The sequence below is a fragment of the Pseudomonas lurida genome (assembly GCF_002563895.1).
In the GTDB taxonomy this organism is placed as follows: Bacteria; Pseudomonadota; Gammaproteobacteria; order Pseudomonadales; family Pseudomonadaceae; genus Aquipseudomonas; species Aquipseudomonas lurida.
In genome coordinates, this window is sequence record NZ_PDJB01000001.1 from 3,966,318 (window position 1) to 3,990,246 (window position 23,929).

Annotated in this window: 19 protein-coding genes; 9 read left to right on the plus strand and 10 right to left on the minus strand. The window is 63.2% G+C overall.

All coding sequences use genetic code 11. The features are described from left to right. Nucleotides 1–47: 47 nt before the first annotated feature. Together pmrG and arnT are read left to right on the plus strand one after the other, a co-directional pair. Entirely contained in the window at nt 48–722 is a 675-nt protein-coding gene (gene pmrG / locus ATH90_RS17885; protein ID WP_177431179.1) for a lipopolysaccharide core heptose(II)-phosphate phosphatase PmrG, read from the plus strand. A 178-nt stretch (nt 723–900) separates the two neighbouring features. Continuing rightward, nucleotides 901–2,556, plus strand: coding sequence for a lipid IV(A) 4-amino-4-deoxy-L-arabinosyltransferase (gene arnT / locus ATH90_RS17890; protein WP_098466914.1), 1,656 nt, complete (start codon nt 901–903; stop codon nt 2,554–2,556). A gap of 2 nt (nt 2,557–2,558) precedes the next feature. On the opposite strand, the gene ATH90_RS17895 is transcribed toward arnT, so the two are convergent. After that, entirely contained in the window at nt 2,559–3,485 is a 927-nt protein-coding gene (locus ATH90_RS17895) for an ATP-binding cassette domain-containing protein (RefSeq protein ID WP_034107407.1), read from the minus strand. A gap of 320 nt (nt 3,486–3,805) precedes the next feature. Beyond that, nucleotides 3,806–10,027, minus strand: coding sequence for a non-ribosomal peptide synthetase (locus tag ATH90_RS17900; protein WP_098466915.1), 6,222 nt, complete (start codon nt 10,025–10,027; stop codon nt 3,806–3,808). Between the two features lie 488 nt (nt 10,028–10,515). Here ATH90_RS17900 and ATH90_RS17905 point away from each other — a divergent pair, with 488 nt between their 5' ends. Beyond that, on the plus strand, nt 10,516–11,310 hold the full coding sequence (locus tag ATH90_RS17905; RefSeq protein ID WP_098466916.1) for a helix-turn-helix transcriptional regulator: 795 nt from the start codon (nt 10,516–10,518) through the stop codon (nt 11,308–11,310). Further along, a complete protein-coding gene (locus tag ATH90_RS17910; RefSeq protein WP_141537496.1) occupies nt 11,310–12,752 on the plus strand; it encodes an efflux transporter outer membrane subunit in 1,443 nt (480 codons plus the stop codon). The genes ATH90_RS17905 and ATH90_RS17910 overlap by 1 nt, the downstream gene beginning before the upstream one ends. Before the next feature lie 6 nt (nt 12,753–12,758). Here the strand turns inward: ATH90_RS17910 and ATH90_RS17915 are convergent, their stop codons facing one another. The 7 genes from ATH90_RS17915 to ATH90_RS17945 all read right to left on the minus strand — a co-directional run bounded on the left by ATH90_RS17915 (nt 12,759) and on the right by ATH90_RS17945 (nt 18,602). Then, on the minus strand, nt 12,759–13,163 hold the full coding sequence (locus ATH90_RS17915; protein WP_098466917.1) for a RidA family protein: 405 nt from the start codon (nt 13,161–13,163) through the stop codon (nt 12,759–12,761). 277 nt (nt 13,164–13,440) lie between these two features. Next, nucleotides 13,441–14,373, minus strand: a complete 933-nt coding sequence (locus tag ATH90_RS17920) for a pyridoxamine 5'-phosphate oxidase family protein (RefSeq protein ID WP_098467695.1) — start codon at nt 14,371–14,373, stop codon at nt 13,441–13,443. A 79-nt stretch (nt 14,374–14,452) separates the two neighbouring features. Further along, complete coding sequence (locus tag ATH90_RS17925) at nt 14,453–15,337, minus strand: LysR substrate-binding domain-containing protein (RefSeq protein WP_098466918.1); 885 nt, start codon at nt 15,335–15,337, stop codon at nt 14,453–14,455. Next, nucleotides 15,337–16,257, minus strand: a complete 921-nt coding sequence (locus ATH90_RS17930; RefSeq protein ID WP_034107419.1) for a LysR family transcriptional regulator — start codon at nt 16,255–16,257, stop codon at nt 15,337–15,339. The genes ATH90_RS17925 and ATH90_RS17930 overlap by 1 nt, the downstream gene beginning before the upstream one ends. Before the next feature lie 18 nt (nt 16,258–16,275). Further along, nucleotides 16,276–16,896 (minus strand): glutathione S-transferase family protein, encoded by a 621-nt coding sequence (locus tag ATH90_RS17935; RefSeq protein WP_098466919.1) that lies wholly within the window; start codon nt 16,894–16,896, stop codon nt 16,276–16,278. Between the two features lie 240 nt (nt 16,897–17,136). Further along, on the minus strand, nt 17,137–17,928 hold the full coding sequence (locus ATH90_RS17940) for an ABC transporter permease (protein ID WP_098466920.1): 792 nt from the start codon (nt 17,926–17,928) through the stop codon (nt 17,137–17,139). Continuing rightward, nucleotides 17,925–18,602: an ABC transporter ATP-binding protein gene (locus ATH90_RS17945; RefSeq protein WP_034107426.1), complete on the minus strand. Its 678-nt coding sequence runs from the start codon at nt 18,600–18,602 to the stop codon at nt 17,925–17,927. The genes ATH90_RS17940 and ATH90_RS17945 overlap by 4 nt, the downstream gene beginning before the upstream one ends. 132 nt (nt 18,603–18,734) lie before the next feature. Here ATH90_RS17945 and ATH90_RS17950 point away from each other — a divergent pair, with 132 nt between their 5' ends. The 3 genes from ATH90_RS17950 to ATH90_RS17960 all read left to right on the plus strand — a co-directional run bounded on the left by ATH90_RS17950 (nt 18,735) and on the right by ATH90_RS17960 (nt 21,479). Then, on the plus strand, nt 18,735–19,811 hold the full coding sequence (locus tag ATH90_RS17950; protein ID WP_098466921.1) for an aldo/keto reductase: 1,077 nt from the start codon (nt 18,735–18,737) through the stop codon (nt 19,809–19,811). 81 nt (nt 19,812–19,892) lie between these two features. Beyond that, the gene (locus ATH90_RS17955; RefSeq protein WP_052211128.1) at nt 19,893–20,135 is read left to right on the plus strand and encodes a hypothetical protein; all 243 of its coding nucleotides are present in this window, start codon (nt 19,893–19,895) and stop codon (nt 20,133–20,135) included. 150 nt (nt 20,136–20,285) lie between these two features. Next, nucleotides 20,286–21,479, plus strand: coding sequence for a DUF1835 domain-containing protein (locus ATH90_RS17960; RefSeq protein WP_098466922.1), 1,194 nt, complete (start codon nt 20,286–20,288; stop codon nt 21,477–21,479). A gap of 14 nt (nt 21,480–21,493) precedes the next feature. Here the strand turns inward: ATH90_RS17960 and ATH90_RS17965 are convergent, their stop codons facing one another. After that, the gene (locus ATH90_RS17965) at nt 21,494–22,030 is read right to left on the minus strand and encodes an ANTAR domain-containing protein (protein WP_034107432.1); all 537 of its coding nucleotides are present in this window, start codon (nt 22,028–22,030) and stop codon (nt 21,494–21,496) included. Nucleotides 22,031–22,223: 193 nt separating this feature from the next. Between ATH90_RS17965 and ATH90_RS17970 the strand changes: the two genes are divergently transcribed. Together ATH90_RS17970 and ATH90_RS17975 are read left to right on the plus strand one after the other, a co-directional pair. Next, a complete protein-coding gene (locus tag ATH90_RS17970) occupies nt 22,224–22,907 on the plus strand; it encodes a fimbrial biogenesis chaperone (protein ID WP_238339939.1) in 684 nt (227 codons plus the stop codon). 50 nt (nt 22,908–22,957) lie between these two features. Continuing rightward, nucleotides 22,958–23,911: a fimbrial protein gene (locus ATH90_RS17975; protein ID WP_234010337.1), complete on the plus strand. Its 954-nt coding sequence runs from the start codon at nt 22,958–22,960 to the stop codon at nt 23,909–23,911. Nucleotides 23,912–23,929: the final 18 nt, after the last annotated feature.

A 23,929-nucleotide genomic window follows, 5' to 3' on the forward strand; every position in this document is an offset into this window, starting at 1 on the left:
CGCCAACACCTTGAACCCAACTCATTACAACGCTGACAACGATGCCCATGGTGAATGAAGTGGTTGACCTTACCCTGACCAAACCGCGTTCGCGCCGGGCCTTTATCAAGCGCCTGCGACCGCTGTGGCTGGGGATCCTGGTGATCGGATTGCTGTGCGCTGGCAGCCTGCTGTGGCACGCCTCGCCACGAGACCTGGGCGTTGGCAACCGCCTGCTGACCTCCCAAGTGCTGCCCCTGTGGCGCGATGGCGACCTGATCGTACTGGTACGCCACGAAGAGCGCTGCGACCGCTCGACCAACCCCTGCCTGGGTCCCATGGAAGGCCTCACGGCCAGCGGCAGCCAGCAAGCCGAAACACTGGGTAGAGCCTTTAAAACATTGGGCATGGAGGGCAGCGATGTGCTTGCCAGCCCGGCCATCCGCACCGCCCAGACCTTGCGGTTCATGTTCGGTAAAAACGAATTGACCTCAGGCCAGCAAGCCGTCTGCGGCGCGGCCATGGGCGAGGAACTGCTCAGCCACAAAACCCCGGGGCGCAACCTGGTTTTCGTCACTCACAGCGGCTGCATTGCCGACTTTGAAAGCACCCTGGGCTTTCCCCATGCGACGTTCCCCCAGTACGGCAGCGCCCTGTTCGTGCAGGTGCTGCCCAATGGCAAATTCAAGGCCTTGGGCATCGTCAATAACTCGGACTGGCCCACCGCACTGAAACAACTCTAACAACTTACCCGTGCGCCCTGTTCAGCAAAAAGACAGCCCTGCTCTGGCATGTTGAGTTGCGCCTTTTAACTAAGCACTTCATGAAGACCTTCTGCAACTCAGTGAACGCTGTGAATCCTTTCGCTATTACTTCATTACTTCTAACCTCTGCCACTAAACGTCAGGGAGCGACGTTTTCATGACCCGATTAAAACCCCTGCCCGTATTATTACTGGCCGTTGTCGCGTTTTACCTGTTGCCCCTGGGCCTGCACGGTTTATGGACGCCCGACGAAACCCGCTACGCCCAGATCAGCCAGGAAATGCTCCAGAGCGGCAACTGGGTGGCGCCACATTTCATGGGTATCCGCTACTTCGAGAAACCCGCCGGCGGCTACTGGTTGATCGCCCTTGGCCAGGCCGTGTTTGGGCAGAATCTGTTCGGCGTGCGCATCGCCTCGGCCCTCACGACTGGGCTGAGCGTGCTGTTGGCCTACCTGATCGCTCGTCGCCTATGGAGCGACCCGCGCAAAAGTTTCGCCTGCGCCCTGCTCTACCTGAGCTTCGGCCTGGTGGCGGGGCAAGCGGGCTATTCCAATCTCGATCCGCAATTCACCCTGTGGGTCAACCTCAGCCTGGTAGCCTTGTGGTATGCGTTGGACAGCACCACGACACGTGGCCGCCTGGGCGCCTGGACAGTGCTGGGCCTGGCCTGTGGCATGGGGTTCCTGACCAAGGGTTTCCTGGCCTGGGCCCTGCCAGTGCTGATCGCCGTCCCCTACATGCTCTGGCAGCGGCGCCTGGGCGAACTGCTGCGCTATGGCCCGCTGGCCATAGCGGTTGCCGTGTTGGTGTGCTTGCCGTGGATGCTGGCGATCCATCTGCAGGAACCGGACTTCTGGCGCTTCTTTTTCTGGAATGAACACATTCGCCGCTTCAGTGCCGACAACGCGCAGCACGTGCGCCCATGGTGGTTCTTCCTGCCAATCATCGCAGTGTCGTGCTTGCCCTGGGCGGGACTGTTGCCCAGTACCCTGCGCGCAACCTGGCAGCAAAAACGCCAGCCGGCCATCGCCTTCCTGGCCCTGTGGCTGCTGCTGCCCCTGGGCTTCTTCAGCCTGAGCAACGGCAAGCTGCCGACTTACATCATGCCGTGCCTGCTACCCCTGGCGCTGCTGATGGGGCACACCCTTGCAGACCTGATCAGCAATGGCCGCGCGCGCACCGTCTGCCTCAACGGCCTGCTCAACTTCGTGATCGGCATGGTCACGATGATCGGCCTGATCTACCTGCAAATCGCGCGACCGCTGTACAGCAACAGCCACGCCGAAATGTTCAGCCTGTCCCTCGCGTTTATCGTGTTGCTGGTGTGGATCCTCACCAACCTGCTGCAAGCGTTTCGCCCACTGACGCTGTGGGCCATGCCGGCCCTGGGCATCGGTGTGCTGGTGATCCTGTTGCCGGCAAGCATGCCGGCGTGGATCGCGGACAACGAAATGCCCGACCAGTTTGTGCTCGAACACTTGGATGAATTGCAGCAGACCCAGGCCCTGCTGAGCAATGACCTGAGCAGTGCCAGCGCCCTTGCCTGGCGCCTGCAACGCCCGGAAGTGGCGCTGTATGACACCGAAGGCGAGTTGCGCTATGGCTTGCAGTACGCGGGGGTGGTGCATCGCAAAGTGGAATTTGAAGCGCTCCAGAGCTGGCTCAAGGACGCACGCCAGCGCGGCTCGGTGGGCGTGCTGATGCGGGTCAGGAGCACCAGCGAGATGCGTGAGGCGGGGCAGTTGCCGCCTGGGGGCAAGCGGTATCACAAAGGGTACCTGGAGTTGATTGTGTACCCGCAACTGCGATGAAATCAGCGAGGCTTGGTCTGAGCCGGGTCCACCCCATCGAACGGTGCGACACTACTGCCCAACCTCCCCACCTGCTCCTGCAACGCCCGCCCCTCCGCCCGGTTGCGAATGAACCCGGCGCGGGTAAACCGTTCCAGGAACGGCACCGGCATGGCCTTGTCAGGCGTCACCGCAGGATGCTCGGCCACCTCCCCAAGCAAGGTGCACGCCGCACTCGGCAGGTGCCGGGTATTGAGGTCACGGGCCAGTCGGCCTTCCTGCAGCACGATCGCGCGATTAGTCACCCGTTGCAGGTCGGACAAGCGCTGGGAGATGTAGAGGATCGCCACGCCCCGTGCGCGCTGGCTGTCGATCAGGCCCAGCAGGCGTTCAGCGTCGGTTTCCGACAAGGCCGCGGTAGGTTCGTCGAGGATCAGCAACTTGGGTTGCAGGGCAAAGGCGCGGGCCAGTACCAGCAATTGACGGTCTGCCCTATTGAGGCGTTCGACCGGGTGTTGCAGCGGCAGGTCCAGGCCGAGTCCGGCAGCAATGGCTTCGGCGCGTTGCAGCAGGCTTTTGCGATTGAGCAGGAAATCCGCGTCAGGCAGCCCCAGCTCATCGAGCAACAGGTTCTCTGCCACGCTTAGGCCAGGAGCGATGGCGTCGTCGGGCTGTTGGTGCACGGCCACGATGCCGACCCGGCGTGCCGACAGCGGCGAGGTGAAGCGTTGACGCTGCCCCTCGACCCATAGCTCACCGGCATCCGGCGCAAGGCCGCCGCTGAGGAGCCTGACCAACGTCGATTTGCCCGCCCCCGCCGCACCGAGCAAGGCCACGCCCTCTCCAGGGTAAATATCCAGGCTCACCTGATCCAGCGCCCGCTGGGTGCCAAAGGTCTTGCACAGGCCAAGCAGGCGGATCAGGGGCTCGGGGACAACCGGGTGGCTCATGGCTAATCTCGAAGGCGCAACGATGACTCATTACAACGCACGATAGCGCTGATTTATTCCGAACAACAATGAGTTAGGCCCTGAATTAAATGCATTACCTCATGAACAATCCAATAGCTGGATCGCATAGACGAATTGTTTTGAGTTATAAGGCACTTGACTGCAGTTGGGTGAATGCTTTCAGCACCTTATCGGTGCCTCCAGCATCCATTGATGCGCAAGAGTTGCCACGGTGGCGCGGGATCGACACCACACGACGAGCATGAACACCTCCCTGCGGCGCCGGCAAGCCGGCGTCCACACGGGGTGCGTTCCACCGCCTAGAGGCGGCGCCGGCGGTTAAGCTGAGGGATCGCAGCCTGGGGGACCTCCACGCGCGGCACATGCGTCGCCGTTTGCGCAGCCAGCTGTGCCAGGGTGGGATGACTGAACAACATCCGCGCATCCACCTCCAACCCGGCCTTGCGCATCCGCGCCACCAGGTTAACCGCCAGCAATGAATGCCCGCCCAGTTCAAAGAAGTGGTCATGCCGCCCGACCCGTTCGAGCTTCAACACCTCGGCCCAGACCCCGGCCATCAAGGTTTCCACGTCCCCGACCGGCGCTGCATAGGCACGGCTCACCACCGACTCCAACCCCGGCTCCGGCAATGCCTTGCGATCAAGCTTGCCCGCAGGGTTGAGGGGCAATGCATCAAGCTGCACAAAGGCTGCGGGCACCATGTACTCCGGCAATTGCGCCAACACATGGGTGCGCAGCGCTTCCAGGCTCGGCGCCTCTGCACGCACGGTGAAATAGGCCACCAAGCGCTCATCGCGAATCAACACCGCCACTTCACGCAATGCCGGGTGCGCCGCCAGGCGTGATTCTATTTCTCCCAGCTCCAGGCGCACGCCGCGCAGTTTGACCTGGAAGTCGTTGCGCCCGAGGAACTCCAGGTTGCCATCCGGCAGATAACGCACCAGGTCACCGGTGCGGTACAGCCGATCCCCTTGCACAAACGGGCTGACGATAAAACGTTCGGCCGTCATCTGTTCCAGCCCAAGGTAACCACGGGCAACCCCAACACCGCCGATATGCAACTGGCCGCTCACGCCCATCGGCACGGGTGCATCGTGCTCGTCCAGCACATACAAGCGCGTGTTGGTGATCGCCCGCCCAATCGGCAATTGCAGCGCAGGCACCGCCGCGCCGGGTTCCAGGGTCCAGGCGCTGCTGTCCACCGTGGCCTCGGTGGGGCCGTAGACGTTATGCAGGCGCACCTTGGGCAAGCGCTTCTGCACACCCCGGGCCAGGACTTCGGTGAGTTCGCCGCCGCCGCACAACACATCGGTGAGGCTGGTGCACAGGGCCGACTCTTCCAATTCAAGGAACTGCTGCAGCATCGCCGGCACAAACTTGATCACCGTGATCTGCTGCTCGCGAATCACCTGCGCCAGGTAGGCAGGCTCGCGATGACCATCGGGCCGCGCCAGGACCAAGCGCATGCCGTTGGTGAGTGGCCAGAACAGCTCCCACACCGAACCGTCGAAACTGAACGGCGCCCGTTGCAACAGCGCGCCGCCTTCGGCATTGGGGCACAGCCGAGAGCCCCAGTGCATCAGGTTGCCGAGGCCGCGATGTTCGATCATCACCCCCTTGGGTGTACCGGTGGACCCTGAGGTGTACATGACGTAAGCCAGGTTGTCGGCGCCCAAGCCCGGCACCCGCGGATTGCCGATGGGCGCCTGGCTCCAGCCACAGTGGTCGAAGTCGATCACCGGGATCGACACCTCGCCAGGCACGTCACGGGTCGCGGCGTGTACCAGCAACGCAACCGGTTGGCTGTCGCGGAGCATGTACGCCAGGCGCTCGCGCGGGTAGCCAGGGTCCAGCGGCACATAGGCGCCGCCGGCCTTGAGGATGGCCAGCAGGCCCACCACCAGGTCCAGCCCACGCTCGACACACAGCGCCACGCGGGCGTCCGGCTGTACGCCGCGTTCGCGCAGGTGGAAGGCCAGTCTGTTGGCGCGCTCGTTGAGTTCGCGGTACGTCAGTTGCAACGCGCCGGCCTGCACAGCCACGGCGTGCGGGATATGCCGCGCGTGGGCTTCGAACAACGCCTGCACGGTGAGGGTCTCGGGGTAGTCGGTTTGCGTGGCGTTGAAGTCCACCAGCAAGGTGTTCAATTCGCTGGCGGGCAGCACCTGCACCTCACGCAACGGCCGTTGCGGCGCCTGCTCCAAAGCGTCCGCCAGGTTGATCAGCACGGTTTCGAGGTAGTCCAGCAAACGCTCGGCGCCGACCTTGCGCGGGGCCTTGGCCTTGAGGCGAAAACCGCTGGCGCTGTCGTCCACGGTCAACATCAGCGGGTAGCTGAGAATGTCCTCGCTGCTGAGCAAGGCAATGCCCGGTACCAGGGTGAGGTCGCGCTCGGTGTCGGTATGCCGGTAGTTGAGCAGGCTGTTGAACAATGGCGAGGCGCTGCTGCAGCGTTGGGCCAGCGCAAGGGAGGCCTGTTCATGGGCAAGCAACGCGCTAAGTTGGGTGTGGGTGTGCATGAGCGCATCGGCCACCGTTCGTCCGGCCAGGCGCACCCGCAGCGGCAGCGTGTTGATGAACATGCCCAAGGCCCGGTCGGCGCCCTCGCCCGCCAGCAAACGGCCGAGCAGCACGGTGCCGAACAGCACATCGTCGCGGCCTGCGACACGGCTGAGCACCTGGGCCCAGGCCAGATGGAACAGGCTGGCGGCGCTCACGCCCATGCCGCGCGCCTGGGTCCGCAAGCGCTGATTGAGAGCGTCGCTCAGCCCACGCTCGGCCTCATCGGTCTGTGCGCGGTCCGCCTGGCGCTCCGGCAGCGCGAAGGCCAGCGTCGGCTCGTCCACATCCCCCAACTGTGCGCGGAAAAACGCTTCATGCCCTGCCTGTCGCGCCGGGGAACGGGCTTGCACCACGACATTGCGATACGGCACCGGCACCGGCAGTTGAGCCTGTTGGCCGAGCAAGTGGGCGCGAATTTCCTGCATCAGGATCGTGGTCGAGGTGGCGTCGTTGACCAAGTGATGGAAACGCAGCCGGGCAACCCAGCGTGGGTGCTGCGGCTCCTCGGCATAGTCCAGGGCCATCAGCGGCGCCTGGCGCAAGTCCAGCGGTGCATGGCCATCGCGCAGCGGTTCGACGCGCAAGTGCGCCTGGCGCCACACTACCTGCATGGGCTGCTCCAGGGCCTCCCACGCCAGGCTGGTACGCAGGATGTCGTGGCGGTTGATCACCTGCTGCAGGGCCTGGGCGAACGCGTCCAACTGCTCGCGCCGCGCAAAGCTGAACAGTGCCTGTTGTTGATAGGGATCACGCGCATCGGTGAGGTGATGGAAGAGCAACCCTTCCTGCAACGGCGCCAACGGGTAGATGTCCTGTATGTTGGCCGCGCCGCCGGGAATGCTGGCAGCGATCAGGTCCAGGCTGGCGGGGTCCAGTTCGGCCAGGTCCGCCTCATCTACATCGCTGTATTCACTCGCCGCCGCCAAGGCCGCCAGGGTCGGCTGGCCAAACAGCACCTGCACGTCGGCGCGCAGCCCGACCTGGCGCATGCGCTGCACCAGTTGCACCGCCAGCAGCGAATGCCCGCCGAGTTCAAAGAAGTGGTCGTGACGCCCAACCTGATGCACGTGCAACAGCTCGGCCCAAATCTGCGCGAGTAGGCTTTCCACCCCAGCGTGCGGCGCTTCATACAGGCGAGTGACGAAGGCGTCCTGGGCCGGTGCCGGCAACGCCTTGCGGTCGAGCTTGCCGTTGGCGGTCAAGGGCAGCGCCTCCAGTGGCTGGTAGGCGGCCGGCAGCATGTAGGCGGGCAACGAGGCTTGCAGGTGGGCGCGCAGGGCCTCGACCTGCACGGCTTCGCGCGGGACGAACCAGGCGAGCAACTGCCCTTCGCGCGACTGCACCACGGCTTCCTGGACGTGCGGGTGAGTGGCCAGGGCGGATTCGATTTCGCCCAGTTCGATGCGCACGCCACGGATTTTCACCTGGTCGTCATTGCGGCCCAGGTATTCGAGGTTGCCATCCGGCAGCCAGCGCACCAGGTCGCCGGTGCGGTACATACGGCCCTGTGCGAACGGGTCGTCGAGGAAACGCTCGGCGCTGAGTTCGGGGCGATTGAGATAACCCCGCGCTACACCTTTGCCACCGACGTACAACTCCCCCGCGACACCAATGGGCACTGGCCGTTGCTGGGCGTCCAGCACGTACACGCAGGCATTGGCGATAGGTGCGCCGATATGCAGCGGCGCGCCCACCTGCATACGGCCGGAGGTGGCAACCACAGTGGCTTCGGTGGGGCCATAGTTGTTGATCACCGCGAAAGACTGCGCCTGGGGGAAGGAACGCAGGCGGTCGCCGCCGATCAGCAGGGTGCGCAGGGTCGGGTGTTGCAGGCCCTGGCTGAACGCGTATTCGGCCACGGGGGTCGGCAGGAAGCACACGTCCAGCGGCTGCTTGCGCCACCAACCGAGCAACGCGTCGAGGTCTTCGGCGCCGTCATGGGCGGGCGGCAGGTGCAGCGTCGCGCCCACGCACAACGCCGGCCAGACTTCCCAGGCCATCGCGTCAAAACCAAAGCCGGCGACACTGGCCGTGTGGCTGCCGGCATGCAGGTCGAAGGCCTGGCAGTGCCAATCCACCAGGTTCGAGACGGTGTGGTGCTCGACCATCACGCCCTTGGGCAGGCCGGTCGAGCCGGAGGTGTAGATCACGTAGGCAAGGTGGGATGGGCTGACCGAGACGCGGGGGTTGGTGCCCAGGTGAAAGGTTGGGCGGTCGAGTTGAATCACCGGCACATCCAATGGCGGCAAGCGCTGCACCAATTCGTGCTGGGTCAACACCACGACCGGCTCGCTGTCCTGTAGCAAGTAGTTCAGGCGTTCGGCGGGATGAGCCGGGTCAACCGGTACGTAGCAGGCACCGGACTTTAGAATCGCCAGCAACCCCACCAGCGTGTCCAGCCCCCGCCGCGCCAGTATCACCACACGGTCGTCCGGCTGTACCCCTCGCTCCAGCAGTTGGTGGGCCAGGGCGTTGGCCTGCTGGTTGAGTTGGGCATAGGTCAGTTGCCGGCCCTGATGCTCCGCCGCCACCGCGTCCGGCGTGCGCGCGGCCTGGCCTTCGATGCGCGCGTGCAGGGTTTGCGGTTGCGCGTTGGGCTGGGCGGTAGCGTTCCAGTGTTGCAACTGGGCTTTTTCGGCGGGCGTTACCAGGGAAAAGTCGCAGATCTTCAGTGTGGTGTCTTCCAGCCCCTGCTCCAGCAGCCAGGTAAAGCGCTGCGTCAGGGCGAGCACTTCGTCGTGCTGGAAGTACGCTTCGTTGTAGACGCAATGCAGGCAGGCAGTGTCCTGATAGCGGTTGCTGCGCAGGTGGATAGCCAAAGGCAGCGGCTCATGGTGGTTGGACACCTTGATCGCACGGGCCTCAGTGGTGCCGTAGCGCAGTTCATGGTCGTCCTGCTCGAAGGACACCGACAGGTCGAACAACTGCCCGCGATCGCTGCGGCGCAGGCCCAGCTCACGGTTCATCTCGCTGAGCGGGAAACGCTGATGGCGGAAGTCCTGCTTGAGCTGGTCACGCACCCCGCGCACCAAGGCGCTGAACGACAACTGTTCATCGAACTGCAGACGTACCGCGCTGACCTGGGTAAACAGCCCGACGGTAGAACGGAACCGCGCATTGGAACGGTTGAGAATCGGCAGCCCCACCACCCAGTCCTGACGCTGGGCCGTGCGGGTGAAATACACGTGCATCGCCGCCAGCAACACATGAAACGCCGACGCCTGGTAACGGTTGGCCACGTGCTCCATGCGGTTGAGCAGTGCCACCGGAAACGCTTGCGCCAGGGTATTACTGGGGGCCTTGGCGGTGTGCCGTGGGGTCAGCAATGGCTCCGGAAGTACCCGGTATTTGTCCAGCCAGTAGGCCCGGTCGCGGGCATAGCGGGCCGAGGCTTGATAGCGCGTGTCCGTGTCGATGAAGTCGATGTAGGACGGTGCCAGCGGCTCGGATGGCCGGCCTTGTTCCAGGTCCGTGTACAGCCGGGCAAGCGACTGCAGCATCTGGCCAAAGCCCCATCCATCGAGAATCAGGTGGTGGGCCTGGGTGCCGAGGCGGTAGTGATGGGTATCGAGCTTGACCAGGAAGAAGCGGAACAGCGGCGCGCCCTGCATTGCAAAAGGCAACGCCATTTGCGCCTGCATCAGGGCGAGGCTTTCGGCGTGTGGGTCGGGCACTGCGCAAACATCATGCAGCGCGAGGTCAACGGCCAACGTGGCGGCGAAGGTCTGCCTGGGCAGGCCATCGGCATCGCTGTACAGGTGCGTGCGCAAGGCGTCGTGCTTGGCCACCAGTTGCTCGAGGGCACGCTGCATGAGGCCGGGGTCGATGGCGCCGGCGAAATCCACATAGCCGCCGATATTGTACAGCGGTGAGTCGCCCACGCGCAGTTGGTCGAGCCAGATGTCCTGTTGGGCAGCGGTGAGGGGGAAGCTGGCCGGCAGGCGGGTGGAATGCTTCATAAGATCCTTCTCATGGGGGTCAGGCACTGGCCGCGCAGGGAGGCCCATTACGACGAATGGGCCGGATTGGAGCATGGGGGCCAGGGGCTGTCTGTCACCCTAAACCCGGACATCCCCGGGCGAAAACAGGCTTGGCTGGGGGTTCAGTGCTGAAACGATTAAAGAGGTGTAGGACATTGACTATATTTGACCGATGTCGGATTTGATCGGCCTCGTTTGGAATTATTTTTTTCCTTTATTTATCAGATGTTTAATTAATTTATCGGGCATTTCCTGAATTATTTTGGCCGGAATTGCCTCTCAGAAACGTCGAATTAATGACGTGGTTTTTATGGCACGTTGTGTCCCTCGTTTCCGCTACATACGTAGGAACAATCCCCTGGCTAAATGCAATCTCGAGTACCGACTCTGGTGTGTGAGCAAAGGATCGCCCCCGCAGAGGCCCAGGGAATCTGTTGACGGTTTTCGACATCAAGGATGAGATGGCTATGAGTTTGACCAGCAGTATTGCCAACACGGAAAGCCCTAATTTCTACGCTGAAATGGGCGAGTTGATTGCCAACAGTGGCCACGCGGACTTTGCCGCACACATGCTGCACCTGGTGGACAAGTGGGTACCTATCCACCTGGTGGACCTCAGCGAATGGACCCTCGACGAGCTGCGCAACCGCGTGCTCGATATCAAGCTGTTGGGCAGCGCCGGCGAGAAGCAGGACCTGCCGCCGCCCCTGACCCTGAACTCGATGGACGACCACCCGCTGCTGCGGGACATCCTCGGCATGCAGGACCCGCTGCTGATCCAGCTCAAAGCCAAGGCCAAGAGCCTGTACCCTCGCGGCACGTCGCACCAGTGCAACCTGGTATCACGCCAGGGCAACCGACGCTGTGTGATTTCGTTTTATCGACCGCCCAACCATCGCGGGTTTTCGCTGGCCGAGCTGTCGTTTCTCAAGTGCCTGTCGGACACCCTGCTGCCGCTGATCGAATGCCACGCCCAAAGCCTGCGCCAGGCACCCCATACCGAGGTCGAACCGGCCCACACCTTGCTGGAGCAATCCCAATTGCAGCGTGAGTTCTACAAGCGCCTGTCCCTGGGCGACATCACCCTGTCGGCACGCGAGCAAGAGGTGTGCCTTGGCCTGTTGACCGGGGGCACCGTGCCGCAGATGGCGCAGAAGCTCAGCGTGAAAAACAGCTCCATCGAAACCTACCTCAAGCGCGCCGCTGCCAAGCTCGGCGTGAGTGGCCGGCATGGCCTGGCCAAATGGATGATCGGCGCCTGATGAACAAAATGTGCACCTTGGCGATAGCATCGATGCTCAGCGGTTGCTCGTTGATCCCGGACTATCAACGGCCGCCGGCCCCGGTACCGGCACAGTATCCCCAAGACGGTGTGTACGCACTGGCGCAGTCCGGCACGTCGGACTGGCAGGCATTGTTCCATGACCCGGCGCTGCAACAGTTGATTCGCGATGCCCTGGTCAACAACCGTGACCTGCGGGTAGCGGCGTTGAACGTCGAAGCGTTCCAGGCGCAGTACCGTATCCAGCGCGCGGATCTGTTCCCGGCCGTGTCCGCCACCGGGGCCGGTCAACGCCGGCGGTTACCGGGGGATGTGAACGGCACCGGCAAGCCCGCCATCACCTCCAGCTACTCTGCGACCCTGGGGGTCAGCGCCTACGAACTGGATTTTTTTGGCCGCGTACGCAGCCTCGGCGAACAGGCCATGCTCACCTACCTGGGCACCGAAGAGGCCCGGCGTAGCGCGCAACTGAGCCTGGTGGCGAATGTCGCCAATGCTTATCTCACCTGGCGCGCCGATCAGGAACTGCTGGCCCTGGCCGGCCAAACCCTGGTGGCCAACGAGCACAGCCTGCGCCTCACCCGTCGCAGCAAAACCGCGGGTAAAGCCTCGGCACTCGATGTGGTGCAGGCCCGCACCAGTGTCGAAAGCACCCGCGCCAGCGTGGCCCGCTACGAGCGCCAGGTAGCCCAGGACCTCAACAACCTGACCCTGCTGGTAGGCGGCCCGGTGGATGAAAAACTCCCCGCCCGCCCACTCGCGGCTGACTGGGTGGCGCGCGTGCCAGCGGGCCTGCCCTCGGACCTGCTGCAACGCCGCCCGGACATCCTCCAGGCCGAGTATCAACTGCGCGCCGCCAACGCCAATATCGGTGCGGCACGCGCTGCGTTTTTCCCTTCCGTGAGCCTCACCGCCAACGCCGGCAGTGCCAGCACGCAATTGTCAGGCCTGTTCAAGGGTGGCTCGGGTAGCTGGACGTTCCAGCCGCAGATCAACCTGCCAATTTTCAACGCCGGCAGCCTGCGCGCGAGTCTCGACTACGCCAAGCTGCAAAAAGACATCAGCGTGGCGCAGTACGAAAAATCGATCCAGACCGCCTTCCAGGAAGTTGCCGATGGGCTGGCGGCGCGGCAGACCTTCATCGACCAGCTGCAGGCACAACAGGATTTTGTGGCCGCCAACCAGCAGTATTACGACCTGGCCGAACACCGCTACCGCAGCGGTGTCGATAGCAACCTCACCTTCCTGGACGCACAGCGGGCGCTGTTCAGCTCGCAACAGGCGCTGATCGTCGACCGCCTGGCGCAGTTAGTCGCGGAGGTGAATTTGTATACGGCGCTGGGGGGCGCATGGGCAGAGGGCGCCACGTCCCCAGTGACGAGCAGGCTTGCCACACAAAACCCGCTTGCTTCAGGTTTTTAGTGCTAGTCAAACTTGTGGAATAACCGCCTCCGCCTCAATTTCAATCAACCACTGCGGCAACGACAATCCGCTGACGAGTATCCACGAAGACGGCGGCGGGTTGTGCGGGAAACGCTCACGCAACGCCTGCGCGATCGGCTCCTGCTGGTCACGGGCCGACTCGACGATATACAACCGCAGCATGATCACATGGGACAGGTCCCCCTCGACCTCGGCCAGGACCTTTTCGATATTGTCCAAGGCGGTGGCGGTCTGCTCGGCAATGCCAGGGCCGAAGGTGCGTTCGTCCGCATCCACGCCCACCTGCCCGGAAAGCAGGATGCGTCGGCCTTCCGGGACTTCAAGGGCCTGGCTGAAGCCGTACTGCAGGGAGTTGAATACCGTTGCGGGATTGATGACCTTTCGCTGCATGACGCGTCCTTGTTGTCCGTGGGAAAACAAGCCTAACCCAAAGGCATCGCTCAATCTGACGGTTCAACATCCCGCAACATATCGGGCTCGAGTGACCACCGGACGCGGCGCAATGGGGCAGTGACCTTGTGGGAGCCGGGCTTGCCCGCGATAGCGGCGTGCCAGGCGACAGCAATGCCGGCTGACACGCCGTCATCGCAGGCAAGCCAGCTCCCACATTGGATCTGCGTGATGACCAAGCGGGTGTTCCCGAATGCCTACTGCGGCCCGAGTCAGCCTACCAATGCCCCATCGCCAGACTGAATGGCGAAAATTCCGCAAACTGCCACCGCAACGCCAACGCCGCCGGGCGGCGGACCACCTGTTCCACGGTGACCGTCCATAGCCGCTGGGCACCCTCGAACAGGGCCACTTGCGGGCCGTCCAGAATCAACGCAGTGCGCCCGGCCACTTGCAGCACATCACCCGATTCGAAATCGATGAACAACAGGCCCGCCACCGGGTTCACCTGCAGATTACCCAGGGTGTTGAAGAACAGGTTGCCGGCGAAGTCAGGGATGGTCAGCACGTTGCCTTCTACCTGCACAAAACCCGTGTTGCCGCCCCGATGAGAAACGTCCACCGAGCGCTGGCCGTCGACCTCGACGTAGCTGGCGACGAAGAACGTGTCGGCGTTGCGAATCGTGGTTTGGGCCGCGTCGTCCAGGGTGTCGGAACGTTCGACCCGCGTGCCGGGTTTGCGCGCGATGGCGTCGACCGGCCGCAGCTGGATGTACTTGGGGCAATTGCCGAAGGTGTGCACCACGTCGACCGAAAAGCCATCGTCATCGAGTGCGCCGATACGCCCGTTCATGCGATTGCGGCGGCGGGTGTTGAGGTCGATGCCCAGCAGGCCGATGGAAGCACCGCCGAGCAATGCGCCGCGGGCCGGGTCGCTCGCGCAGGGCAGGCTGTCGATCTGCAAGGTTTGCGGATCCGGCGAATGCGCAAAGCCTGGGGCGCCTTCAAGCATGGTCGCCCAGGGGATGCCCTGCTCGTCCACCACGCCCAGCACCAGATACGGCAGCAAAGGGTAGAAATCCCGATGTTGTTCCGGCAGGTGATCACGTATCACCTTCGGCCCGACCACAGCCATGCGGTCGGCGACGCCAACCGCTGCTTGCAGGTGCCGTTCGCCGGCATGCCAGGGGGATTGTTCGATCAGGTTCATGGCGAGCACCTCAGAGTGGATGCCCCGATGCTGCGCCTTGCCAGGCATTGAGAGAATAACCACGCCAGGCAATCCACTATTACGCCAGCTGAAATGCCGGGTGCTCGCGCAGGGCTGCCAGGCAGTGGTCGACAAAACTGCGTACGCGCATCGGCGCATTGCGGCCTTGGCGATACACCATATGCACAGGCACTGGCGCCAGCTCAAAGTCCGGCAGTACGCGGCGTAACTGCCCGGTGAGCAGATGCTCGTGAACCGGGTAACTCAAGCAGCGAATCAGCCCGGCGCCCTGCACCGCCGCGTTGATCGCCCCCTGCACCGTGGTGCAGCCCAGGCGTGCGCGGGCCTTGAGCTGATAGCCGTGAAAATCCCAATGCACCTGTTCGGCACCGGCGATCAGCCTGTGCTGCTTGAGGTCTACGGGGTGCCGGGGTTCGCCGTTGTCAGCCAGGTAGCCGGGACTGGCGCAAAGGATGTGCCGCACGTGCCCCAACGGTCGCGCAGTCAACGCCGAGTCGGGCAGTTCACCGACGAGGATCGCCACGTCCAGTCCCTCTTCATGCAGGTTCGGGTAATAGTCGTGGTAATGGACTGCCAACTGCACGTCGGGATAGCGGTCCATGTAGCCGGCCAATACCGGCGCCATCACATAGCGGCTGAACAACAAGGGCAGGAACACCCGCAGATTGCCCTGGGCTTGCACATGCAAACCCTTGGCCGACGCTTCGGCAGCCTCCACAGCGGCGAGCAGGCGCAGGCAGTCAGCCAGGTACGCACTGCCGGCGTCGGTGAGGCTCACGCCCCGCGTACTGCGCTCAAGCAACGGCATGCGCAAACGCGCTTCCAGGCGCGCTATCGCCCGCACCAGCGTCGGCCCCGAGACTTGCGCCGCCCGCGCCGCCGCGGCCAGGCTCGGCTGCCCTGCCAGCGCGGCGAAGAGCTGCATATCGCGATAACGCTCCATCAACTGCGCCGTTTCATTGTCGGATTGAGGGCGGCGTCCTGGCCCAGTCGATGGGTGAGGAAATCCACAAAGGTGTTGATCTTGGCAGGCACGCGCGCACTTTTCTGGAACACCACCTGGATCGGCAGCGGCGGCGCCTCATAGGCGTCGAGGACAATCTCCAGCTCCCCCGCCGCCACGGCGGTTGCAACCTGATAGGACAGCACGCGCGTCATGCCCCAGCCCAGGCGTGCCAGGTTGATGGCGGCGTTGTTGGCCGTGACCACCAGCCGTGGCTCGATGGGCACGGCCAACGGCTGGCCGTCGTCGACGAACTCCCAGCCACTTACCAACTGGCTGGAAGACGACGTGGCAATCTTGGCCTCACGCAATTGCGAAGGGTGCCCGGGCCGCCCGTGCTGGTCGAGATACGCCGGTGACGCGCACACCACCCGGCGCACCTCGCCAACCTTGATCGCCTGCTGCCCGGGCTCGTGCAGATGACCGATACGTACCGCCACATCAACGCCCTCGTCGACCATGTTAACCACGCGGTCAACCAGCAAGGCGTTGATGTTCACCAAGGGGAACCGGTCGAGGTAGTCCCCCAGCACCGGCGCCACATACAGTTCGCCAAACAGCACCGGCGCGGTGACTGTCAGGTGGCCACAGGGGATGGAATAACTGCCCGCCGCCGCTTCTTCGGCTTCATCGAGTTCGGCCAGGATGCGCCGACAATCTTCCAGGTAGCGCTGGCCGGCTTCGGTCAGGTGCAGGCTGCGCGTGGTACGCGCCAGCAGTTGGGTGCCGATGCGCTCCTCCATGGCGGCGATGGCCCGCGTCACGCTGGGAGGTGAGGTGTTCAGGCGACGCGCTGCGGCGGCAAAGCCCTCCTCCTCGGCCACCGCCACAAACACCTGCATTTCATGAAATCGATCCATCGGCGCGCCTCCATGCAGTTAAAGCGACCGCAACCCCACCGGCGTACGCGGCATGCCGACAAACCCCGGCAACGCCTCGATGCTGGCGAGCCAGGCGCGCACATGAGGGTAGTCGGCCAGCGAGACATTGCCTTCGGGCGCGTGGGCCACGTAGGTGTAGAAGGCCACATCGGCAATGGTCGGCAGCTCGCTGGCCAGGAAGCGGCTTTGGCTCAGTTGCGCTTCCATCAGCTTCAGCAAGGCGTGGGAACGGGTAATCGCGGCGGCAGTGTCGACGTCAGCACCAAACACCAAGGCCAGGCGCGCAGTCGCGGGCCCGGCATGGAGTTGCCCGGCGGCGGCCGAGAGCCAGCGCTGCACGCGGGCTTGGCCCACCGGGTCACTTGGCAGCCATTGGCCGTTGCCGTAGGTGCTGGCGAGGTAGACCAGAATCGCAGTGGAGTCGGCCAGTAGAACGCCGTTGTCATCAATGGCGGGCACTTGGCCAAATGGGTTGATCGTGGCAATAAAGTCAGCAGCTTTATGCGCGCCTTGCTTGAGGTCGACCAGCACAAATTCCGAGGGCAAGCCCAGCAGGGACAGCATCAGCTCGACCCGGTGGGAGTGGCCGGACAACGGGAAACCGTAGAGTTTGATCATGAAAGGCTCCAAAAGAAGGGGTATCGACGCCCCGCATGTTCCATCGCTGCCCCGTCCGTTGGAATCACCAGGATTTACAATCCAGCATTTCATCCAGCGAAACAATAGCTCACTTGGATGCAGCCAAAAAATCCCACGATCGAACCCGCCCCCTGTGGGGCTCGACAGCGCCCACAGTTGAACTTCGGCGTGCCTCAAATTCCGCCAACGACGTAGGTGCTGCACAGGCCAGGGGTGTGCTCAACGCTCTTGGAGGCGATCGCGCAGGAATCGATGGCTGCTGGAAAACAACCGCCGATAGGTGAGCAACACCGCCCCCACCGTGCCTAACGCCGATGACGCGGCAATCAGGAACATGATCACGATCTGATACCGCACCGCATCCTCCGGGCTCTCCCCCGCCAGCACCTGACCGGTCATCATGCCGGGCAGGCTGACGATGCCCACCACCGTCATCTGGTTCAGCGTCGGGATCATGCCCGCGCGTACCGCTTGGCGTATCGCGTCCTGCGCCGCTTCCCAGCGTGAGCCGCCGAGGGCCAGGATCATCTCGATGGTGTTGCGCCCCGAGGTCAGTTCCTGGGTCATGCGCTCGATGCCCAGGGAGACGCCGGTCAGGGTGTTGCCCAGGATCATGCCCAGGATCGGGATCGCATACTGCGGCTCGTACCACGGGTGGATGCGGATCACCGCAAACAAGCCCACGGCCGTGACCAGCCACGAGCTGCCCCACACCGACAGGATGCTGTCGACCCGCTGGCCCCGGTACGTGCGCCGCCCTCGCCCGGCGGCCGAAAGCCCGGCGGTCAGGGTCATCGCACACATCAACGGCAACACCACGTACCAGTAGGCAAACTCGAAGACCCAGCCCAGCAGGTAACCGATGGCCAACAATTGCACCACGGTGCGCACCGCCGCCCACAGCAACTGGCGGCCAAGGCCCAGGCGCAGCAGCAGCGACAGTGCGCCGTTGATCAAAATCAACGAGGCGGCAATGCCCATGTCCAGCGCGGTGAGGTTCTGATAGTTCATGGCTGGGGCACTCCGCTCAACACACCGGCACTCATCTGCAAGTGGATGTCACTCATGCGCCGGGCCTGGTCCAGGTCGTGGGAGACCCAGATACAGGCACGCGCAGGGTCACCGGCAAACCAGGCATCGATCAACGCCTCCACCTCGCGGGATGAGGTTGGGTCGAGGGCGGCGGTGGGTTCGTCCAGCAGTAGCACTTCGGGGTTCAGTTGCAGGGTGCGGATCAACGAGACCACCTGGGATTCGCCGCCCGACAGGTCGCCGGCGCGCTTGGCGAGAAAATCCGGCGCCTTGCCGGCATGCCCGAGCAGCGTGGTGACGGCCGCCAGATCGAAGCTGCGCTTGCGCAACGTCTTGAGGCTGAAGGGGAACCGCAGGTTGTCTTCCACCGAACCATCAAGCAGCGCCGGACGTTGCGACAGGTAGCTGATATGGCTGCGATAGTGGGGAATCTGCGTATTGCCGATCGGCTGGTTATTCCACAGGATCTGCCCGGACGTGGGCGCATCCAGCAGCGCCAACGCGCGCAGGAATACACTTTTGCCAGAACCGGACGCGCCGGTGATGGACACGCGGTCGCCGGCATGCAGGGTAAAATCAATGGGCTGGAGCAACGGCACTTGGCGGCGCTCGTCCAGGCGCGTGAGGGCGCGGGTTTCGATCAGTGCGCTCATGGACGCGGTGTTCCTCTTAAATCCTGTTGGCCGCAATGGTGAGGCAGGCGCGGCAAGATTTCATGAAAAAATTCAAACTATCGCCACCCGTGCGGCTCAGAACTTCAGGTTCAACGTAGATACGGAGGCGACATGCACTACCGACAACTGGGCCATTCCGGCCTGCTGGTGTCCGAAATGATCCTGGGCACCGTGCCCTTTGGCGGTCGCGCCGAATTTGAACAATGCGGATCGGTGGACGTGCCCCTGGCCAAGCGCATGTTCGATATCGCGTTCGACGCGGGTGTGAACATGGTTGACACCGCCGACCTCTACTCCCACGGTCTGGCTGAAGAAGTGGTTGGCAAAGCCTTGGGCGACAAGCGCAACGATGTCCTGTTGGCTACCAAGGGCCGTAGCCCGGTGGACAGCAACCCGAACAATTCCGGTTCCTCGCGCTACCACCTGATTCGCGCGTGCGAGGCCAGTTTGAAACGCTTGGGCACCGACCATATCGACCTGTACCAACTGCACAATTGGGATGGCATGACCCCCATCGAGGAAACCCTCGAAGCGCTGCGGCTGCTGGTGGGTTCGGGGAAAATCCGTTACTTCGGCACCAGCAATTTCACCGCCTGGCAAATGATGAAAACCTTGGGCAAGGCCGAGTTGCACGGCATGCTCAAACCTATTACCCAGCAGATCTACTACACCCCGGAATCCCGCGAAGCCGAGTACGAACTGCTGCCCATGGCACTGGACCAGTCGGTGGGCACGCTGGTGTGGGGCCCGATGGGCGAAGGCCTGCTGACCGGTTCCACCCGCCGCGGGCACACGCCGCCGGCCAACACTCGCCAGGGCAGCGGCTGGCCGGAACCCTACGTGCATGACCAGGAGCGTGCGCTGGACATCATCGAAACCCTCGCCGCTGTCGGCGATGAGCATGGCGTCTCGGTCGCCCGCACGTGCCTGGCGTGGTTGAAGGATCGGCCAGGGATCACTTCGCTGATTGTCGGCGCGCGCACCGAAGAACACCTGCGCGACAACCTCGCAGCGACTGAACTGAAGCTCACCGAGGAACAGTCTGCGCGCATCGAAGCCGTGACGCGGCGCCAGCCGTTGTATCCCTACTGGCATCGTTTCACCGCCGGGATTGATCGCTTTGATCCAGCGGAGCAGCCGTTCCTGGCCGAGCACCAAAAGACCATGGATGCGCGCAAGGACAAGTAACCGCTATCGCCGTCAAGCCGGCGTCTATAGGCCGATATCCCTACAGGCGCTGGCTTGCGTCAACCCGCAAGGAGAAAGCCCGTGATCGCCCAAATCATGATCGCCGCCCTCGGCGTCGTCGCTATCTGGTTCAGCCAGAGCAAGCGCTTGAAGGTGCGCCGCTATGCCTGTCTGTTCGGTATGGCGGGACAGCCGTTCTGGTTTTGGTCATCGATCAATGCCGAGCAATGGGGGATCGTGCTGCTGAGCTGTTTCTACACGGTGGCATGGGCCAAGGGTATAAAGACCCACTGGATTGACCGCAAGCCGGACGTGCAAGGCTGATTTGCAATCGAGCGCCGCACTGCCTATATTTCCCGCCTGGCGCTCTCTACGCCACCTTCCGCGGAAAGGGCTGCGCCCAAGACACTGCACCCCCCTCATTTTCTACGACTCCCAACCTTGAAGCGGAACAGGTTTGTGCAAGGAGATCGTATGCCCCGACACATCAACACCGATGGCCGCCTCAACCTTGAGCAACAGCGCAAGCGCGCCAAGGAATTGCTGCCACACCTGAAAACCCAAGACCCGAACGCAACCCTGTCCCAGGCACAATGGGCGATCGCCAAGCAGCTGGGTTTCAGCAGTTGGCCCAGGCTCAAGGCCCATGTCGATGCCATCGCCTTCGCCGCGAACCACCCCGACTTCGCCGCCGGCGATGAAGCGCGCACCACCCATTGGCGCTGCGGCAATGACATTGCCCACAGCCTGCAGGTCGCGGGGTTCAAGGGACGTTTTCAGATGCTCACCGACCCCCTGTGCATGGGCCCGGTTCGCGATGTGCCCAGCGCCGCATTCCGTGCAATGCGCAGCGCATTTATCAGCCAGGCCTTCGCCCTGGACGAAGCACAGGTAGCGCGCCGCGTCGCCGATGAATATGACCAGCTCGAAGCCTTGGCCGACGCCGATCACAGCGTGCTGTGGTGCGAAGCGGATGCCTATGACCAACTGTTCCTGATGCGTGCACTTGCGGGTCTTGAGCAAGCCCCCCGCACACTGGAGCTGATCGAGGTGGACCGCATTCCCGGTGTGGAACGCTTTATCGGCATTGGCCAACTGGCGCCCGACCTGCTCGCCTGGCTCTGGCCGCAACGACGGCTGATCGACGACGACGCGGTGCACTTGGCCAAGCGGGCCTGGGCGGCATATTGCGCACCGTCACCAGAAAGCCTGGCGCAGCTGGCCCACGGCACACATTCGGCGCTGCCTCTGCTGGCCCCTGCGCTGTTGCGCCAATTGCAGGAACTGCCGGGCATTCGCGACGGTTTATCGCTCACCGAACGCCTGGCACTGACCTACATTGCCGAAGCCGGCCTCGTGCCGTTTGGTCGGGTGTTCGCCGAGTTGATGAGCAAGCGCGAACCACTGCCGTTTCTGGGGGACATGATGTTTCATGCGCTGATGCGGCCGTTGATCGACGGCAAGCAACCCTTGCTGATCGAGACACAGGTGGACCGGGACTGGCCCCGCCGTGAGTTGGCGCTGACGCCATTGGGGTATCAGGTGCTGAGCGGCGATGCGTATTGGCTTGAGCATGCCAGCCATGAACGCTGGGTCGGCGGTGTGTGCCTGAGCCCTGGCCGCCCTCACTGGGCGATAGACGCCACCCAGCCGGTCTGGCACGGCTGACGCCCGCCCGGCGGTTACCGCTTGGGCGATAGGCCAATCGCACAGGCGAACACCGCCGGGTCCCCCTGGCAAATGGCGCGCTTAGCAATCGACACCTTGCTCGCGCGGGGCGCCGCTCCCTCCGTATCCACCGCGCGCAGTACCGGGCGCTCAAGGGTCGGCAGATTCTGCAGGGGATCGACGATTTCCATGCAGCGACGCAACGAGTTGAAGTCCGGCGACTGCGACAGCGACAAGTGCAACGTCTGGCTCACTGACACCGACACCAGCGAACTCTGCGCACAGTGCCCGTCGTAGATCAGCGTGTGGCGTATCAGCGGGTTGTCGTGGCAATACTTCAGCAGGTTCACCTGCCGTGAGCGCACCAGCGCGGTGTCGATGATCAACAGGTCGAATGCCACGCCCTCGGAACGCGTCAACGCCTGCAACTCGTCGAACGAACTCAGTGGGGCGATGCGGTAGTAGCCCAGTTGGTTGAGCATTTTCTCTATCTTGATCCGTTGCAAAAGGTCGGCATCGGCAATCAGCAGGCGTAACGCTTTATTGGACATAGGGTAAACCTGACAGTTGGGCATCAGCGTCGATCACGGTAACGGTCAGGGCCAAACATGACTTTAAGGCGATTCTGAAACGGTATCCGGGGGCAGTGGCGCACTTTTAAGAATCGCCTCAAAGCCCTCGCACCGCCCGCGCCCTACCATGGCGTGCGTCCCTATCAACGCCCCATGGAATTCACCTGTGTTCATGTTTCTACTCAGAATGGTGCTGCTGGCCGGTGGGCTGCTCGCTCTCGCGCCTCCGCCCGCCGACGCCGCGCTGCAGATCGAAGGCACGCGCCTTATCTATTTCGGCCAGGACAAGGCCGCCGGTATCAATGTGGTCAACCAGGCACCGCGTGAAGTCGTGGTGCAAACCTGGATCAGCGGGGAAAACGAATCCGCCGGGCGCGAGGTGCCGTTTGCCGCGACCGAGCCGTTGGTGCAACTGGCTGCCGGCGAGCATCATCGCCTGCGCATCCTGTATGCGGGCGAAGGCTTGCCCGTGGACCGCGAGTCGTTGTTCTGGCTGAACATCATGGAGATCCCACTCAAGCCGGAGGACCCCAACAGCGTGCAGTTTGCGATACGCCAACGGCTCAAGCTGTTCTATCGGCCGCCCACGCTCGAGGGCGGTTCGGCCGAAGCGGTGCAGCAGTTGGAATGGAACACCGACGGGCACACCGTCACGGTCAGCAACCCCAGCGCGTTCCACCTGTCGCTGATCAATGTGCAAACAGACGACCAGGCGCTCAGTGATTACCTGCTGCTCGAACCCCATGAGCGCAAGACCCTCGACGCGCCCAGCCCCTTGCCCAAAGGCACCACACTCCACTTCACCGAAATCACCGATATCGGCTTGCAAGCCCGCCACAGCGCGGCGCTCAAGTGATAGACCGCGGGGAATATGCACCTATGTCACTCACCAAACGACTTCTACCCATGTTGCTGTGGGCCTGCGCCGCCCTGCCCGCTACCAGCCATGCGCTGGCCTGCCGCGAGGACGGCACCAACTCGATCATCACCCAGGAGGCCCTGGGCACCGCGCTGGCGGTGGCGGCCGATGCCCCCAACGGCAGCATCATCTGGGAGTCCGGCCCACGCTCCACCAATGTGATCTGCAAAGACGACTACAACTACGGCCGCGAGGAAATATATTTCTACGTCAACCCGGCCAACGTGAGCATCGGCACCGGCATTCGCGTGGGCATCCGCTACAACAACCAGCCCATTACCCAAAGTACCGGCAAGGTCGGCACCGGGTTCTTTTCCGACCGAGGCTGCACCTCCAACTGCATCGGCTGGGACAAGGCGCGTTTCACCCTCAACTTCAGCGTGTTCATCGAGAAATACGACCCCACGCCCCCAAGCGGCCAGGCCAGTACATTGACCTCGTACCGCGTGTTCCAACTGGACGGCGTGCGTGGGCTCAACTCACGCCCCAACAGCAACTTCAACTACGTGGTCACTGGCATGAACGGCATCCGTTTCGTGCCGTGCACGCCGGAGCTGACCATCACCCCCAGCGTGGTCAACTTCCCCACGCCGTCACGCAAGGCTGCGGTCGGTGAAGTCGCCAGCACCGCGAACTTCAGCCTGAACCTGCGCAAAGGCTGCGACACGCCCTACACCGTCAGCGCGCGCTTCGCCACCACCGCGGGCGGCGGCAGTGTGATCAACGGATTGCTGGTGCCGGACAACAACAGCTCGGTGGGCATCTCGCTGTCCCGCGCCGAGAGCCAGCAACAATTGCCGTTCAACAACTGGTTCACCCTGCAGGAACTCATGGGGCTGGGCCAGAGCCACGACGAATTCCGCGCCGACCTGAAATGGCGCACCCTGCCGCTGCCGGGGGCATTCGACGCCGCCGTGGTGGTAGATATGTATTACAAATAGACGGCTTTTAAGGATCGT